Origin of the sequence: Saccharopolyspora sp. NPDC049357, from assembly GCF_040677225.1 — a bacterium.
Classification (GTDB): Bacteria; Actinomycetota; Actinomycetes; order Mycobacteriales; family Pseudonocardiaceae; genus Saccharopolyspora.
Map to the genome: position 1 here is coordinate 1 of NZ_JBFAQJ010000008.1, position 14,956 is coordinate 14,956.

The 14,956-nt window shown below is 70.2% G+C and carries 14 protein-coding genes and 1 pseudogene; 4 read left to right on the forward strand and 11 right to left on the reverse strand.

The window, feature by feature from the left end:
• The 3 genes from AB0J91_RS08990 to AB0J91_RS09000 form a co-directional block, all read right to left on the reverse strand.
• On the reverse strand, positions 1-1,772 hold a 1,772-nt coding region (locus tag AB0J91_RS08990), incomplete at its 3' end, for a bifunctional aldolase/short-chain dehydrogenase (protein WP_363865664.1).
• A gap of 36 nt (positions 1,773-1,808) precedes the next feature.
• Positions 1,809-3,260 carry an FGGY family carbohydrate kinase gene (locus AB0J91_RS08995; RefSeq protein ID WP_363865666.1) on the reverse strand — a complete coding sequence of 484 codons (1,452 nt, stop codon included), beginning with the start codon at positions 3,258-3,260 and terminating at the stop codon, positions 1,809-1,811.
• Complete coding sequence (locus AB0J91_RS09000; RefSeq protein ID WP_363865668.1) at positions 3,260-4,318, reverse strand: NAD(P)-dependent oxidoreductase; 1,059 nt, start codon at positions 4,316-4,318, stop codon at positions 3,260-3,262. Before AB0J91_RS09000 ends, AB0J91_RS08995 begins: the two co-directional genes overlap by 1 nt.
• A gap of 75 nt (positions 4,319-4,393) precedes the next feature.
• On the opposite strand from AB0J91_RS09000, the gene AB0J91_RS09005 reads away from it, so the two are divergent.
• A complete protein-coding gene (locus tag AB0J91_RS09005; RefSeq protein WP_363865670.1) occupies positions 4,394-5,143 on the forward strand; it encodes a DeoR/GlpR family DNA-binding transcription regulator in 750 nt (249 codons plus the stop codon).
• Positions 5,144-5,153: 10 nt separating this feature from the next.
• On the opposite strand, the gene AB0J91_RS09010 is transcribed toward AB0J91_RS09005, so the two are convergent.
• Positions 5,154-6,437, reverse strand: coding sequence for an MFS transporter (locus tag AB0J91_RS09010; RefSeq protein ID WP_363865672.1), 1,284 nt, complete (start codon positions 6,435-6,437; stop codon positions 5,154-5,156).
• Positions 6,438-6,530: 93 nt separating this feature from the next.
• On the opposite strand from AB0J91_RS09010, the gene AB0J91_RS09015 reads away from it, so the two are divergent.
• On the forward strand, positions 6,531-6,662 hold the full coding sequence (locus AB0J91_RS09015; protein WP_363865674.1) for a hypothetical protein: 132 nt from the start codon (positions 6,531-6,533) through the stop codon (positions 6,660-6,662).
• Between the two features lie 119 nt (positions 6,663-6,781).
• Here AB0J91_RS09015 and AB0J91_RS09020 read toward each other — a convergent pair whose 3' ends face one another.
• The 4 genes from AB0J91_RS09020 to AB0J91_RS09035 all read right to left on the reverse strand — a co-directional run bounded on the left by AB0J91_RS09020 (position 6,782) and on the right by AB0J91_RS09035 (position 9,581).
• On the reverse strand, positions 6,782-6,907 hold the full coding sequence (locus AB0J91_RS09020) for a hypothetical protein (protein WP_363865676.1): 126 nt from the start codon (positions 6,905-6,907) through the stop codon (positions 6,782-6,784).
• Positions 6,908-6,909: 2 nt separating this feature from the next.
• Positions 6,910-7,905, reverse strand: a complete 996-nt coding sequence (locus AB0J91_RS09025) for a TerC/Alx family metal homeostasis membrane protein (RefSeq protein ID WP_363865678.1) — start codon at positions 7,903-7,905, stop codon at positions 6,910-6,912.
• Positions 7,906-8,131: 226 nt separating this feature from the next.
• Complete coding sequence (locus AB0J91_RS09030; protein WP_363865680.1) at positions 8,132-8,674, reverse strand: hypothetical protein; 543 nt, start codon at positions 8,672-8,674, stop codon at positions 8,132-8,134.
• A 319-nt stretch (positions 8,675-8,993) separates the two neighbouring features.
• Entirely contained in the window at positions 8,994-9,581 is a 588-nt protein-coding gene (locus AB0J91_RS09035) for a TetR/AcrR family transcriptional regulator (RefSeq protein ID WP_363865682.1), read from the reverse strand.
• A 200-nt stretch (positions 9,582-9,781) separates the two neighbouring features.
• On the opposite strand from AB0J91_RS09035, the gene AB0J91_RS09040 reads away from it, so the two are divergent.
• The gene (locus tag AB0J91_RS09040) at positions 9,782-10,972 is read left to right on the forward strand and encodes a Cmx/CmrA family chloramphenicol efflux MFS transporter (protein ID WP_363865684.1); all 1,191 of its coding nucleotides are present in this window, start codon (positions 9,782-9,784) and stop codon (positions 10,970-10,972) included.
• A 272-nt stretch (positions 10,973-11,244) separates the two neighbouring features.
• A pseudogene (locus AB0J91_RS09045) lies at positions 11,245-12,035 on the forward strand (DUF1684 domain-containing protein).
• On the opposite strand, the gene AB0J91_RS09050 reads toward AB0J91_RS09045, so the two are convergent.
• From AB0J91_RS09050 to AB0J91_RS09060, 3 genes are all read right to left on the reverse strand, one after another.
• On the reverse strand, positions 12,006-12,956 hold the full coding sequence (locus AB0J91_RS09050) for a ribokinase (RefSeq protein ID WP_363865686.1): 951 nt from the start codon (positions 12,954-12,956) through the stop codon (positions 12,006-12,008). The pseudogene AB0J91_RS09045 and the gene AB0J91_RS09050 overlap by 30 nt on opposite strands.
• A 62-nt stretch (positions 12,957-13,018) precedes the next feature.
• A complete protein-coding gene (locus tag AB0J91_RS09055) occupies positions 13,019-13,999 on the reverse strand; it encodes a nucleoside hydrolase (protein WP_363791418.1) in 981 nt (326 codons plus the stop codon).
• 106 nt (positions 14,000-14,105) lie between these two features.
• Positions 14,106-14,849 carry a GntR family transcriptional regulator gene (locus AB0J91_RS09060; protein WP_363791420.1) on the reverse strand — a complete coding sequence of 248 codons (744 nt, stop codon included), beginning with the start codon at positions 14,847-14,849 and terminating at the stop codon, positions 14,106-14,108.
• Between the last annotated feature and the right edge of the window lie 107 nt (positions 14,850-14,956).

Here is a 14,956-nt window from a genome sequence, read left to right on the forward strand (position 1 = left end):
CCGTGCTCGCCCAGCTCCGCGGCCAGCAGCCGCACCTGGTGCGCCTGATCGGCCTTCGTCGCACCGTAGGCGACGTTGTTCGGGCCCGCGAACACTGAGTTCTTCGACGAGATGTAGACGATGTCGCCGCCCATCCCCTGGTCGATCATCGCCCGCACGGCCGCCTGCGAGACCAGGAACGAGCCCTTGGCCATGACGTCGTGCTGCAGGTCCCAGTCCTGCTCGGTGGTGTCCAGCAGCGGCTTGGAAATCGACAGGCCCGCGTTGTTGACCACCAGGTCGATCCCGCCGAAGGCCAGCGCGGTCGTGTCCACAGCGGACTGAACCGCGTCCCGGTCGGTGACGTTCGCGGTCACCGCGATCGCCTTGTCGCTGCCCCCGATTCCGGTCGCGACGTCGGCTGCGGCGTCGGCGTTGAGGTCGGCCACCGCCACGCAGGCGCCCTCGGCGGCGAGACGTTCGGCGATGGCCTTGCCGATGCCCGAGCCCGCGCCGGTCACCAGCGCGATGCGTCCGGCCAGCGGCTTGGGCGCGGGCAGGCGTCGCAGCTTCGCCTCTTCCAGCGCCCAGTACTCGATGCGGAACTTCTCGCTCTCGGGGATCGGAGCGTAGGTGGACAGCGCTTCGGCACCGCGCATCACGTTGATCGCGTTGACGTAGAACTCGCCGGCCACGCGGGCCGTCTGCTTGTCCTTGCCGAAGGAGAACATGCCGACACCCGGAACGAGCACGATCGCGGGGTCCGCTCCGCGCATCGGCGGGCTGTCCGGGGTGGCGTGCCGTTCGTAGTAGGCCCGGTACTCCTCCCGGTACTCGGCGTGCAGTTCCTTCAGCCTCGCCACGACGTCCGCCAGCGGTGCCGTGGCGGGCAGGTCCACCACGAGCGGTCGAACCTTGGTGCGCAGGAAGTGATCCGGGCACGAGGTGCCGAGAGCGGCGAGCTCGCCGAGCTTCTCGCGGGAGAGGAACTCCAGCACGGCCTCGCCGTCGTTGTAGTGGCCGATCTGGTGCTGGTCGGTCGACGCCAGGCCGCGGATGACCGGGGCGAGCGCGGCGGCCCGGGCGTGCCGCTCGGATTCCGGCAGCGGTGCGAAACCAGCCACGACCGGGCCGAAGGGTTCCGGGTCGCCGTGCTCGGCGATGTGGGCGGCTGCGGTGTCGATGATCCAGCGGGAGTTCTTCTCGGCCTCCTCGGAGGTCTCGCCCCACGCGGTGATCCCGTGGCCGCCCAGGATGCAGCCCTTGGCCTGCGGGTTCGCCGCCTTGATCGCGGCGATGTCCAGGCCCAGCTGGAAACCGGGCCGACGCCACGGCACCCACACGACCTGGTCGCCGAAGACGGTTTCGGTGAGCCGTTCGCCGTCGGCGGCGGTTGCGATCGCGATACCGCTGTCGGGGTGCAGGTGGTCGACGTGGGGAGCATCGACGAGACCGTGCATGGCGGTGTCGATCGACGGGGCCGCGCCGCCCTTGCCGTGCAGGCAGTAGTCGAACGCGGCGACCATCTCGTCCTCGCGCTCGACCCCGGGGTAGACGTCGACCAGCGCGCGCATCCGGTCCAGCCGCAGCACCGCGAGGCCGCTCTCGGTCAAGGTGCCGAGATCACCTCCGGACCCCTTCACCCACAGCAGCTCGACCTCCCCGCCGGTGACGGGATCGAGCGCAGCGCCCTTGGCGGAAGTGTTGCCGCCCGCGTAGTTGGTGGTCGTGGGATCGGCACCCAGCCGGTGCGACCGCGCCAGCAGGTCTTCGACAGCGGATTGCTCAGACACTCAGGAACTCCTCGAAGTAGTGGGAAATGCGCGGGGTCACGGAGCTTCGGGCCCCCGCGCCCGGTTGAGCTCGCGAACCCGGCTGAAGTGCGCTCGCCGGTGTTCGTACCGATCGTGCAGCTCGGCGTCGGGGGTGAACTCGTGCTCGATGTCGGCGGCGAACCGCTGGAGCCCGCCGACGTCGTGAACGCCGATCGCGAGACCGGCGAGGTAGGAGGCGCCTTGCGCGGCGCCGTGCCCGCCCCGCGGGCGGAGCACGGGCACGCCCAGGGCGTCGGCCTTGATCTGCAACCAAGCCGTGGACGCCGAACCCCCACCGGTGCTCAGCAGGCGGTCCACGGCGAATCCGCGCGCCCGCAGTTCCGCGACGTCATCGGCCAGCGCCAGGGCGTTGCCCTCCAGCACGCTGAGCATGAGCTCGACGCCGTCGGCGGCCAGGTCGATGCCGTCGATGATCCCGCGGGCCCGAGGGTTCCAGGTCGGTGTGCGCTCGCCGGCGAAGCTGGGCACCGTGGTCAGCCGCGAGGGGCGGGAGCGGGCGAGCAGCGCGTCCGAGTCCCGCAGGTCCTGTCCCGCCAGGCGATTCACCCAGTCCACCGTCGCGCCTGCCGTCACCTGGGCCGTGATGAGCAGGTCCACGCCGGGAACGCAGTGCCTCTCGTGGATGAAGCCGGGCACGTGGGTGCCCGCGGGAACGGCCAGCATGGTGGCGCTGGAGAACCCGGTCATCTCCACCAGCGGGCCACCCACGTCGAGGATCCCCGCTTCCAGAGCGGACCCGACGGAGTCGACCCCGCCGGCGACGACCGGAGCACCGGCCGGAATCCCTGTCTCCGCCGCGGCGTCGTCCGTCACGACACCGATCACGTCGGTGGTGGCCACGATCGGGGGCAGCAGCTCGATGCCCAGCCCGCGACCGAACAACCGCTCGTCGAACGCGTTCGCCTGCTCGTCGAAACCCTGCATCAGCGACGCCGACGAGTCGTCGAGGGTGGCTCGGCCGGTCAGGCGGCCGGCGACGTAGCCGTTGGCCGAGAGGACGTGCACGGCTCGCGCGGCGACCTCCGGTCGGTTGCGCAGCAACCACGGCAGCTTCGCGGTGCCGAAGAACGGGTCCGGGCCGTTGCGGTGGCCGGGTGCGATCCGCTCGATCTCGGCGGCCTCGGCGACGGCCTGCCGGTCCAGCCAGGTCAGCCCGGCACCCACCTCGCGTCCCCGGTCGTCCACCGGTACGAGGGTCGGAGCTTGGCTGGTCACGGCCACGGCCAGCACCCGGGCGCCGGCGACGACTCCCCCGGCGACGGAGGTGATCGCGCTCCACCAGCTGCCCGCGTCCTGGTCGGAACCGCGCCCGTCGGAGTCGACCTGGGTGTCGTAGCGCGCCGTCGAGGAGCGCACCAGGCGGCCCTCGAGATCGGTGGCCACGACCTTCACGCCGCTGGTGCCGACGTCGATGCCGAGCAGGACCTCGGCGTCGTCCGATGCCATCACGCCCCCGCCTTCGGCCCGACCGGGTGCAGCGCCGCTTCGGCGTCGAGGTGGCGGCGCAGCTCTTCGGCCACCCCGGCGGCGGCCCGCCGCGCCGTCTCCCGGCTGGCGCCCGCGACGTGCGGTGCGAGCACGACGTTCGCCCCGCCATCGGCCAGCTCCAGCAGGCGCAGGGACATGTCGACAGGTTCGGTCGGGAACACGTCGACCGCCACTCCGCCCAGATGACCGGCGGCGAGGGCCTCGGCGAGAGCGGGGTAGTCCACGAGCCCGCCGCGCGCGGCGTTGACGACGATGGCGCCGGGACGCATCAGCGCGATGCGCTTGGCGTTGACCACCTGCTCGGTCTCCGGGGTCAACCGGGCGTGCACCGAGAGTACGTCGCTGATCGAGAACAGCTCTTCGAGATCGGTGCAGCGGCGGGCCTCCGGCACGGCCCCGTCGGGCAGGTACGGGTCGTAGACGACGACCTCGGCGCCCATCGCGGCCACGCACCGGGCCAGGTGCCGGCCGACGGCCCCGGCGCCGAGCAGACCGACGGTCGATCCCGCGATCTCGCGTCCCACCTCGTCGTGGCGGTAGAACTCGCCGCGCCACTCGCGGCGCAGCAGGCTCCCGTGCAGGATCGGCAAGCGCCGCAACGCGGCCAGCAGCAGCGCCAGCGTCATCTCGGCGGTCGCGACGCTGTTGCGGCCCGGCACGTTGACCACCCGCACGCCTCGTGCTGCGGCCGCGTCGAGGTTGATGTTGACCGGACCACCGCGCCCCACGCCGACGAACTCCAGCTCGGGCACCGCGTCGAGGACCCGCTCCGTGACGGGCGCCAGCTGGGTCACCAGCCCGCGGTGCCCGCGCAGGGCCGCGATGAGCTCGTCCTCGGTGCCCGAAGCCTCGCCGACCTCAGCGATGCCGCCGAACGGTTCATCCGGCCACGGCAGCTCCAGCTCGGCTACCTCGGCGCGGGAGCCGAGCCGGTCGGTGATCTCCTCGCGGAAGATCCCGGGCTTGATGAACCGATCTCCCGCCGCGAGGACGGAGAAGGGCGAGCGGGCAGACATGGTGGTCCTTCCTTCGGAGCGGGCTCCGAGTGGTGGTGCCGTGAACGGCGTCGAGTGGGTCATACGATGCAGAGCGTGAACAGTCTGGCCATGGAGGAACGCGTCGAGTGGCTGCGCGCCGAGTTGCGATCGACCGGCTCGGTCTCCCTCGCTGACGCCGCCGAGGCCCTCGGGGTCAGCGAGATGACCGTCCGTCGGGACCTGCGGCAGCTGGAGAACGAGGGTGTCGCTCGCCGGGTGCGCGGCGGGGCCCGCCACACCGAGCCGGCGAGCTTCCAGCGTCGCGAGAGCGCCCGTGCCGCCGAGAAGCGGCTGATCGCGGAGAAGCTGCTGCCGCTGGTCCCCGCGCAGGGCCTGATCGTGCTGGACTCGTCGACCACGATGTACCGGCTCGCGGCGCTGATCCCCTCGGCGGTGGAGCTGACCGCGTTGACCAACAACATCCAGACCTTCCAGGTGCTCCAGGGCCGGCCGGGGGTGACGGCCGAGCTCACCGGCGGGCGGTTCGACGAGCGCAGCGATTCCCTGATCGGTCCGCTGGCCGAGGCCACGGTCGAGCAGCTCACCCCCGACGTGTTCTTCACCTCCACCGGAGGAATCGACGGCGGGACCTGCTTCGAGTCGACGGTGGAAGAAGCCGCGCTGAAGAAGGTCTGCGCCCGGGTGTCGCACCGGACCGTTCTCGGGGCCGACTCCGCCAAGCTCGACGCGCGCGACCGCGCCGCCTCGGTCGCCTTGGAGGACGTGACCGCGCTGTGCACCGAGCTCGAGCCGGACGATCCGCAGCTGGCGGAGTACCGGAAGCGGGTCGGCCAGCTCTTGTGAGCAGCGGTGCTCATGTCGCGTTCGCGGTCTGCCGGACTTCGGTGTCCGCCAACGCGTTCTGGTCGACCTTCAACAGGAAGCTGAGCCCGAAGCCCACCAGGTAGGTCGCGGCCAGCGCCAGCACGGTGCCGGTCGTGCCGATGCGGTCCCACAGCACTGTGACCAGCAACGACCCGACGAACTGCGAAGCACCGGCGGAGAGGTTCAACAACGCCACCGCCTGGCCGCGGCGAGACGGTTCCAGCGCCGGCATCAGCGCGGACAGCGGCACGTAGGCGGCGATGGCGACGCCGAACACGACCACGGCTCCGGCCGTCAGCAGTGCGTTCGGCCCGGCGAGCACCGGCGTGAAGTACAGCAGCAGCGTGGCGGCGAACATGCCCAGGCTGCCGAACCACCGAATCGTCCGCACCCATCCGATCCGGTCGCCGATCACGCCCCACATGAGGTTGGTGAACACGGTGACCAGGTAGACCAGGCTCCACAGCTGCAACCAGCGCTCCTGGCTGAAGCCGATGTCGCGGGTGAACACGATCGGCAGCATGACGATGAACCCGTAGAGCGCGAGCTGATTGATGGTCCGCTGGATCATGCCGTGGGCGAGCTGGACGTTCTCGAAGGGCATCTTGATGGTGTCGACGATCGTGACGCCGAGGCCGCGCATGGTGCGCTCACCGGAGTTCGACGGCCCGCGGCCTCGCACGAGGAAGGTCGCCATCGCACCGCCGACGGCGATGAACGCGATCGCGCTCCACAGGGTGGTCACCGTCCCGATCCACGGGATCGTCAGGCTGGGCAGGTAGGAACCGAAGACTCCGACGCCCAGCGAGTACGAGCACCAGAACCAGCCCATCGCCGAGGACATCCGGTTCTGCGGTGCCGCGTAGGAGATCCACACCACGAACCCGAAGACGAACATCGGGTAGGCCACGGCCCGGATCGAGTACATCACCAGCATCAGCGGGTAGTTGTGCTGCATCACGCCGAAGGCGAGGAAACCCGCGTGGAACACGATCCAGCCGATCGTGGCGACGGCCATCACCCGTCGCGGGCCGATGTACTCGGCCAAGATGCCGGAGACGAACGCGGCGATCGCGACGACCAGGCCGTACACCGTGAGCAAGGTGCCGGCTTGGGACGTGCTGAAGCCGGCCTGGGTGACCAGGTAATCGGAGAGGAAGGCCTGTTCGAGGCCGTCCCCGGTCATGAAGAAGGCGATGGCGACATAGCCCCACAGCAGTGCTGGGGACATGCCGAGGAACGAGCGGGAGGCCGACGGCGGTGTCGGTGTCATGCAGGTGCTCCTTCTGGAGGTACGAAGTCGAGCGTTGTCACGCTGCGAGACACTGTGACACATCTTGTTAGAATTTGTTAAGAGGTGTTCGAAGTGTTTTTGCGCCCGCACACACCGCAGGGCTCCAGCACGGCCGAGGACGTTCACCTCCGCGAGACCTCCCCGCCCGCAAGCGCGGTGATCACCCCCAACACCCGGCCGTTCACCGGACCCGCGCCGAACTGAGCTCGTCCTGGCAACCGGGGCGAACATGACTTCCCGCCCCGGTTGCGGAGTTCAGCGTTCGTCGGGGCAACGGATGTTGACCGCATCCCTCCTCTCGGTTCCCGATGCGCATCCCACTGTCAGCGCCGGCCGTGGTGGTGCGGTCCGCGGGGCGGGCGGGCGGAGGACAGGACCGCGCAGGTGATCACGAGCGCGGTCAGCACCATCACGGTGGCGATCGCCTCGATCGCAGAGATGGTGAGCATGATCAGCTCCTGGGTTCGACGTGTTTGGAGCGGCGGGCGTAGAGGCTGGTCAGGGTGACGGTCGCGAGGACGAGCACGATGACCACCAGCGAGATCGGCGTGGGGATCTCCGGGACTGCGGGCCAGATCCCGTGGGCCCAGTGCAGCACCAGCTTGAGACCGATGAGCCCGAGGATGATCGCCAGGCCGTGGTTGAGGTGGGTGAGCTTGGCCAGCGCGGTGTGCAGGACGAAGTACAGGGCGCGCAGCCCGAGCAGGGCGAAGGCGTTGGTGGCGAACACCAGGTACGGGTCCTCGGTGATCCCGTAGACGGCGGGTACCGAGTCGACGGCGAACACCACGTCGGTGGCGAACACCGCCACGACCACGACGGCGAACGGCGTCAACGCCCGCCGCCCGGCCTCGCGCACCGTGATCCGCGGCCCGTGGTAGTCGTCGGTGACGGGCATCAGCCGGCGCAGGAAGCGCACGGATCTCAGCTGGGAAACGTCGCGGTCGAACGCGGTGCCTGCCAGGGCGTCGCGCAGGATCTTGGCGGCGGTGACGAACAAGATCGCGCCGAACACCAGGAAAGCCCAGGTGCCCGCCTGCAGCAGAGCGGCGCCCAAGGCGATGAAGATGCCACGCAGCACGAGCGCCCCGACGATGCCGTACAACAGCACGCGCTGCTGCAGCGCGGGCGGCACGGCGAATCCGGCCAACAGCATCATGAACACGAACAGGTTGTCGACCGACAGGGATTTCTCGACCACGTACCCGGTGAAGAACTCCAGTGCCGGAATCCCGCCGTACCAGGCCCACAGCATCAGAGCGAACAGCAGCGGTAAGGCGACGTAGAACGCCGACCAGCCGAGAGCCTCCCGGAGTCGGACCTCGTGGGGTTTGCGCGTGATGGCGAAATCGAGGGCCAGCAGACCCAGCAGGACGGCGATGCTGATCGCCCACATCCACGCGGAACCCACCGACGGCTCAGCTGCCGCGATCACAGAACTGGGCATGACCACTCCCGAACAGCACGTAGCGGTTCGGGGTCTCCTTCGCCCTACTGTCCGAGCGGCCTGCCGGGGACACCGAAGATGTCCGTGCTGACCAGCAGTACCCGCGGAAGTACTCCCCCCTCGGCAGTATTGACCCCGGGCAGCGAGCTGTAAAAAGGATCTGCCCGAAAACCGGCGAGCTGTCCGCGGGCAGGCTCGACTCCTGCCCCAGCGACCGCTTTGCGGATCACAGCTCGTACCACTGCTCGGGCTCTCGGCCCGAATCCCACAAGGCGTAGAGCTCGTGCGCCTGGGCGGCCACGCCGATGCTGGCGTCCATGGGCTCACCGCTCCGGTTGCCGACGAACCTCACGTGGTCGCGAAAGGACTCGCCGGGAGCGATGACCGCACTGCGCCAACGATCGTATTCGGGCCCGGACGGTTCGGAGGGTTGGTCACCGCGGCTGGCGAACCGGATCTCCAGTTCGGATACGGGCATAGGTCGATCCGTGGCGTTGGTGATGGTGATCTCCGCCGCCCACGTGCATCCGGGAACAACCGGGACCCCGGTCTTGGGGCCGAATGCGATGCCGGGTACGTCGGGGGCCGAGTGCGGCGCCGCCATCGCGATCTCGTAGCCGCCGTCCAGCGTGATGGTCTCTCCGAAGGCCACCTGCTTCCCTCGATCGTCATCGAAACCACCCAAAGCTCCGGCGACGACCAATCCGAACACGATCAGCGCGATGGCGAGCTTGGTGAACCGACGTAGGCGGGAAGGCGAGCGTGTCATGGCCGCAGGCTACGACAGCTGGTCGCGCTCAGGGGCGAACTCGACGAACTCCGCACGCGGGTTTCCCCGCCTGCTCGACCCTTCCGCTCCACAGTCCCGAATCCATCGGACCAGGGCTGCGAAACGTTCCCGCACAAGGGGATCTGACGTGCACATCGTCCACAACGGCCTGTTCGCCGAGCCGTGCAAGGGCTTCTCGTATCGACGAGGTGCCTGCGCCCGCTCCTGAGCCGCTTCGGCGTTCGATCACGGCTCGGAACGAGTTCGAGTGCGGGATCGTTCTACCCGCACGCGTGTCGGCGGGCGCCGAGGTTCCACGTCACGGCCACGCCCGGGTGGCCACCTCGGCAGTGCCGCGCAGGCTCTCCCGACTGGCGCCGTCGCGGGCGGCCTGGGCGATCCCGCTGAGCACCGCCATGACGTAGCGGCCGAGTGCCGCGGCATCGGTGTCCGCGGGGAGGATGCCCGCGGCGACGTCGCTGCGGATCTTGGCCGCGAAGGCGTCGGCTTTCTCGGCGCGCATCCGCCGGAGTTCTCGCGTCACGGTGGGGTCGTCGGTGCCGCTGTCCCCGCTGACGACGAGGCAACCGGACGGCAGGCCGCGCCGGGTGTAGCGCTCGGGGGCCTCGCGGAGCACGCGTGCCACAGCTCGTTCTGCGGTGGGCTCTTCGGCGAGGGCGCGGTCGAGGAACCCGCCGTACTTCTTGTCGTAGGCGTCGACCGCCTCGATGAACAGCTGCTGCTTGCCGCCGAACGCGCTGTAGAGGCTCGGCATACCGATGTGCAGCTCCTCGGCGAGGTCGCGCACCGAGGTGCCTTCGTAGCCCCGCCGCCAGAACATCTGGACCGCCTTGTCCAGGGCCGCGCTCCGGTCGAAGGAGCGCGGCCGTCCGCGTGTCGTCGCCATTCCCACATTCTAGAGCGGCCGCTATAGAACCTGCTAGGGTCTTATTTCTGTAGCGACCGCTAGTGAATTGAGGATGCTGTGAGAAGGCTGGCTGTGAGGGCGGCGGAGTTCGGCGCAGGTCGGGCGACCACCCGGCGGTTCGATCGCCGAGGTGCCCGGACGGGAGCGCGGGTCGGCGCGGCTGGCGAGGTGGCGCTCTGATGCCGGTCGCCATCGTCGTCCTCGGGTTCGCGATCTTCGCCCAGGGGACCAGCGAATTGATGATCGCAGGGCTGTTGCCCGAGATCGCATCGGATCTCGACGTCACGATCTCGCAGGCGGGGCTCCTGGTCTCGGGCTTCGCGCTCGGAATGCTGATCGGGGCACCGGTGCTCGCGGTCGTGACCTTGCGGTGGCGCAGGCGCATCGCGCTGCTGCTCTTCCTGGGGCTTTTCGTGCTCGCGCACATCGCCGGCGCCCTCGCGCCCGGATATCACGCGCTGCTGGTGTCGAGGTTCGTCGGCGCCGTCGTCTACGCCGGGTTCTGGGCGGTGGCGGCGAGCACCGCCATGGCACTGGTGCCGATGGCGCGCCGAGGACGAGCGATGAGCATCGTGGCCGGCGGCCTCACCGTCGCGACCGTGATCGGGCTGCCCGCGGGCACCTGGATCGGCCAGAACCTCGGCTGGCGCGGCACGTTCTGGGTCGTCACCGCGTTGTCCGCGGTCGCGATGATCGGGGTGCTGGCGAAGGTCCCCGACATCACGCCGCAGAACGCACCTCGGGTCCGCGACGAGCTGCGCGGTCTCCGGGTGCCGAGGTTGTGGTTTTCCTACGCCATGACGTCGGTGTCCACCGCCGCACTGCTGGTGACGTTCACCTACCTCGCCGCGATGCTCGTCGAGAACACCGGCATGGACGCCCGCTGGGTGCCCCTGGTGCTCCTCGGCTACGGAATCGGCGCACTCGCGGGGATGGCCCTCGGCGGACGCGCCGCCGACACCCGCCCGATCGGCGTCCTCGCGACCGGATTCACCGGGCTCCTGCTGGTCTCGGTACTCATCGCCGTGCTCGCCGATCAGATGGTGCCGGTCGTGGTCCTGGCCGTGGTGCTCGGGTTCACGGGCTTCGGCGTGAACCCGGCGCTGAACTCCCGGGTCTTCGGGATCGCCCCGGGCGCGCCGACCCTGGCCGCGGCCGGGAGCACCGCCGCGTTCAACGTCGGCATCACCGTCGGCCCCTGGCTCGGTGGCCTCGCGCTCACCGCCGGATACGGCTACCCCGCCATCCCGTGGATCGGTGCCGCACTGGCCTCCGCGGTCCTGGTGCTGCTCGTCGTCGAAGTCCGCGCCCGGCGCGCGGCGACGAGCAGCGAGGCAGCGGGAACGCGGGAGCCGGCGCTCGTCGAGTGACGTCCTGGAGCCCATCCGATCGGCGTCCCGGTCGGATGAGCTCCCCCTCAAGCGGCGTTCCAGCAGGTCGAGGACGGATGAACAACGGACGCGACTCCGCGGTCGGGAGCAAGATCGCGCCTGCGCTGGATCGTCGCGGTTCCACGCTGTGGACGGCGCCGCCGGCCTGCGGCTTGCGCCGTATCGTCGAGGACGTCGACCATCGGGAGTCACCTTCTCTCCGGCGGCGACGGTGTCGACCCGGCGTCCGGATGCGACTTGATGGAGGAGCCGTGAGTACGTTCATCGAGCAGTGGCAGGACTGGCACGCCAACCGCGAGCGCGACCTCGCCGACCCCTACGGCTGGCTGGCCTGGTCTCCCTGGACTGGCTGACCGACGTTCCCGCCACGTACCCGGCGGCGCCGGGCGTGTGGTGGCAGGACGCCGAGGCCGCCTACGTCGACCCGCAGGGCGCCGAACTGTCCTACCAGGGCGAGCCGATCACCGGAGTGCAGCGCTTCGAGCTGGTCAACAGCGGAGCGGGCACCCGGGTCTCAGCCGGTGACGTGGAGGTCGAGGTGGCACGCCGCTCCGGCTACCTGATCAGGGTGCACTCACCGAAAGCGCCGGCGCTCCGCGACTTCCGAGGTGTGCCGACCTACCAGCCGGACCCGAACTGGGTCATCACGGGCACTTTCGAACCATTCGCCGAGCCCCGACCGACGACGGTCGGCGCCGTCACGCCCGGCCTGAACCACGTGTACCAGGCTCCCGGTCTCGTGCGCTTCGAGCGCGACGGCACCGAGCACGCGCTGACCGCGTTCAACGGGAAGACCGGCAACGGCCTCAACATCCTGTTCACCGACGCCACCAGCGGAGTGACCACCTACCCGGCGAACCGCTCCGTGCTCACCGACGAACCGGCCGCCGACGGGACCGTCACGCTCGACTTCAACCGCGCGGTCAACCTCCCCTGCGCCTTCACCGACTTCGCCACCTGCCCGCTACCACCGGAGGGCAATCACCTGCCGTTCGAGGTCACGGCAGGCGAACTACTCCCCCACGAGCGTTCCGAGCCCTGAGCGCGGGCAGCCGACCACCTGCTCGAGCTTGGGGTAGGACGGCTGCGCGCCCGGGTGCTGCACGCTGCGAGCGCCGACGCGGGTGGCCCACCGGGCCGCAGCGGGCAGCGAGTCGCCTCGGCCGATGCGCCAGGCCAGGGTTGCGGCGAAGGCGTCGCCGGCCCCGGTGGTGTCGACCGCGCTGGCCGGTACTCCCGGGACGTGTTCGGCGTGACCGGGTTCGGCGACCGCCGCGCCGCGCGCGCCCAAGGTGACCACGGCCGAGCGCGCACCGACCTGCCGGAGCGCCTCCGCGTAGGCGGTTTCGTCGTCGGGGATCTGCGATCCGTTGCTCCGCAGGACTTCTCGCGCCTCGTGCTCGTTGACGATCAGCGGGTCGGCGGCGGCGAGCACGTCCCGGGGCAGGTCGACCACCGGCGACAGGTTCAGCGACAAGCGCGCCCCGGTTTCGCGGGCCGCGCGCGCCGCCGCGCACACGGTGTCCACCGGGACCTCCAGAACCACCGAGACGACGCGTGCGGAGGCGATCGACGACCGGGCGGCGGCGATGTCGTCCGGGGACAACCGGGCGTTGGCCGCCGCGTCCACGACGATGCTGTTCTCGCCGGTGGCGGCCACGGTGATCAATGCGGTGCCGGTGGCCGCTGACTCGTCGCGGAGGGTGTGGGCCGTGTCGACTCCGTCGGCGCGCAGGGCGGTCAGCAGGTCCTCCCCGTGCGCGTCGGCGCCGACCCGGCCCACCAGGGCCGTCCGGGCGCCCAACCGCGCGGCGGCGACGGCCTGGTTCGCCCCCTTGCCGCCGGCGCTGGTGGTCAACGCGGTCGCCCGCACCGTTTCCCCTGGCTGCGGGTGACGCCGCACTCCCGCGGTGAGGTCGATGTTCAACGACCCGACCACGACGACGTCCAGTTCGCGCGACATCGTTCTTCCCTCCACTTCTCCCCTGCGCGCGCTTCGCGCCCGCAGCTCCGGACGTGCGGGGGTCACGCGACCCGCTGCGTGGGTTCGGGCGCACCGCAGAGCCGGTCGACCAGCAGTTCCGGGAACGTGCGGTCGGTCTCGAGGACCACGCGCACGTTCGCGCCCTCCTGCGTCGGGAAGTTCCGGTACTGGCCGCGGACGTCGGCGACGGTCGCGCCGCGCCCGGGACCGTCACCGGTGTCCACGTCGGTGGGCACGACCGGCGCGAGCACCGGCACGACGTCACCGGCCGCGATCGCCGCCGCCAGCGGGTCGTGGCAGGCCGCTCGCCGCTCGCCGAAGATGTCGCGCTCGTAGAAGTCGAAGTACTGGTCCAGGATGGACGAGGTGAAAGCGGCCACCGGCGAACCGCATTCGGCGAGCCGCTGCTGGTGCTTCTCGGTGAGGACCTCGCCCATGGTGGCGTCCAGCGGGACCATGGTGACCGGCCAACCCGCCCGCAACACGATCCGGGCCGCTTCGGGGTCGTTGTGGATGTTGGCCTCCGAGGCCGGGGTGGCGTTGCCCGGGTGCCGCACCGCTCCGCCCATGATCGTCACGTGCTCGACCAGGTCGGGCAGTTCCGGTTCTAGCAGCAGAGCGGTGGCGAGGTTCGTCAGCGGACCGATGGCGAGCAGGTGCGTGGCTCCGGGGTTCTGCCGGGCGAGCCGCACGATCAGCTCCGCGGCGGGTTCGTCGCTGGGCGCCGTCGTCGGGGCGGGCAGGTTCGTGTTGCCCAGACCGTCGGAGCCGTGCACGTACGGCGCGAGATGCACTTCCCCGCACCAGTTGCTGCGCGCGCCCATGGCGACCGGGATGTCCGATCGGCCCGCCAGTTCGAGCACCCGCAGCGTGTTGAGCGCCGCCGTTTCGGTGTCGGTGTTGCCGAAGACCGTGGTGACCGCGCTGATCTCCACTCCCGGATCCCCGAGCAGGTAGAGCAGCGCGAGGGCGTCGTCGATACCGGTGTCGCAGTCGACGATCAGGGTTCTCTTGGGCGCCATCGGTTGCGTGCCTTTCTGCTTTCGGGGTCATGCGTCGCGTTCCGCGCGCGATCGCGGTGGTGTCGTCCGGAACCGCGACCGGTTCCACCGCGGAACCGGGACTTCCTCATCGGGATTGGCGCACCGGAATGCTCGGTGCACCGCTGGGCAACACGTACTTCGCCGCGAGCAGCGGCGTGCGTTCGACGGAGACGACCTGGGTGATCAACACGACCGGGGTGTCCGGGGAGCGACCCAGGACCTCGCCCCGTCGCCGTCCGAGCACCGTCGCGCTGACCGCGCTCGACCCGCTCAACGGCAGGTAGGGGTCGAGCGCCGAGACCACCTGCAGCATCGTGCTCGGCTGCGCCTCGGCTTCCGCCAACGCCGCGGGAAGACCCGGGTCGACGGCGGCCAGCCCCTCGTCGTGCGCGCTCCACTCCTCCACCAGACCGCTGGGCACGCCGTCGATGTCGACGACGCTCTCCCAGAACCAGATCTCGCAGCTGGCCGGGACCGGCAGGTGCTGCATGACCAGATCGGTCGGCTCTTCCAGCACCCGCGCCAGCGGCCGGATCTTGGCCGCGTCGGCGCCGAACAAGCTCTCGATCGGTTGCAGCCGCTCGAAACCGCGCCTGGCCGGGCGGTCGTTGACGGTCCGCCCCACCCCGCGCCGCACGGTGATCACACCGTCCTCCTGCAGCAGCAGGAGCGCCTCGCGCAGAGCCGGTCGGCTCACGCCGAGATCAGCCGCGAGGTCGGGCTCGGACGGCAGCGTCGAGCCCGGCGGGTAGGTCTCCTGCCGGATTGCCTCGACGATCCGCTCGTAGAGCTCCACGACCGGTCGCCGTTGCGGTCGTCTGGCCGCCACGTCGCACCCCCTGTTGGGTTGATGTCAGACAAGTTAGAAGAGTGAGGCCCGCTCGTCAAACCCCGAATTCGGGCCTTTTCGATCAAAAATCCGCCGAACCGACTCTT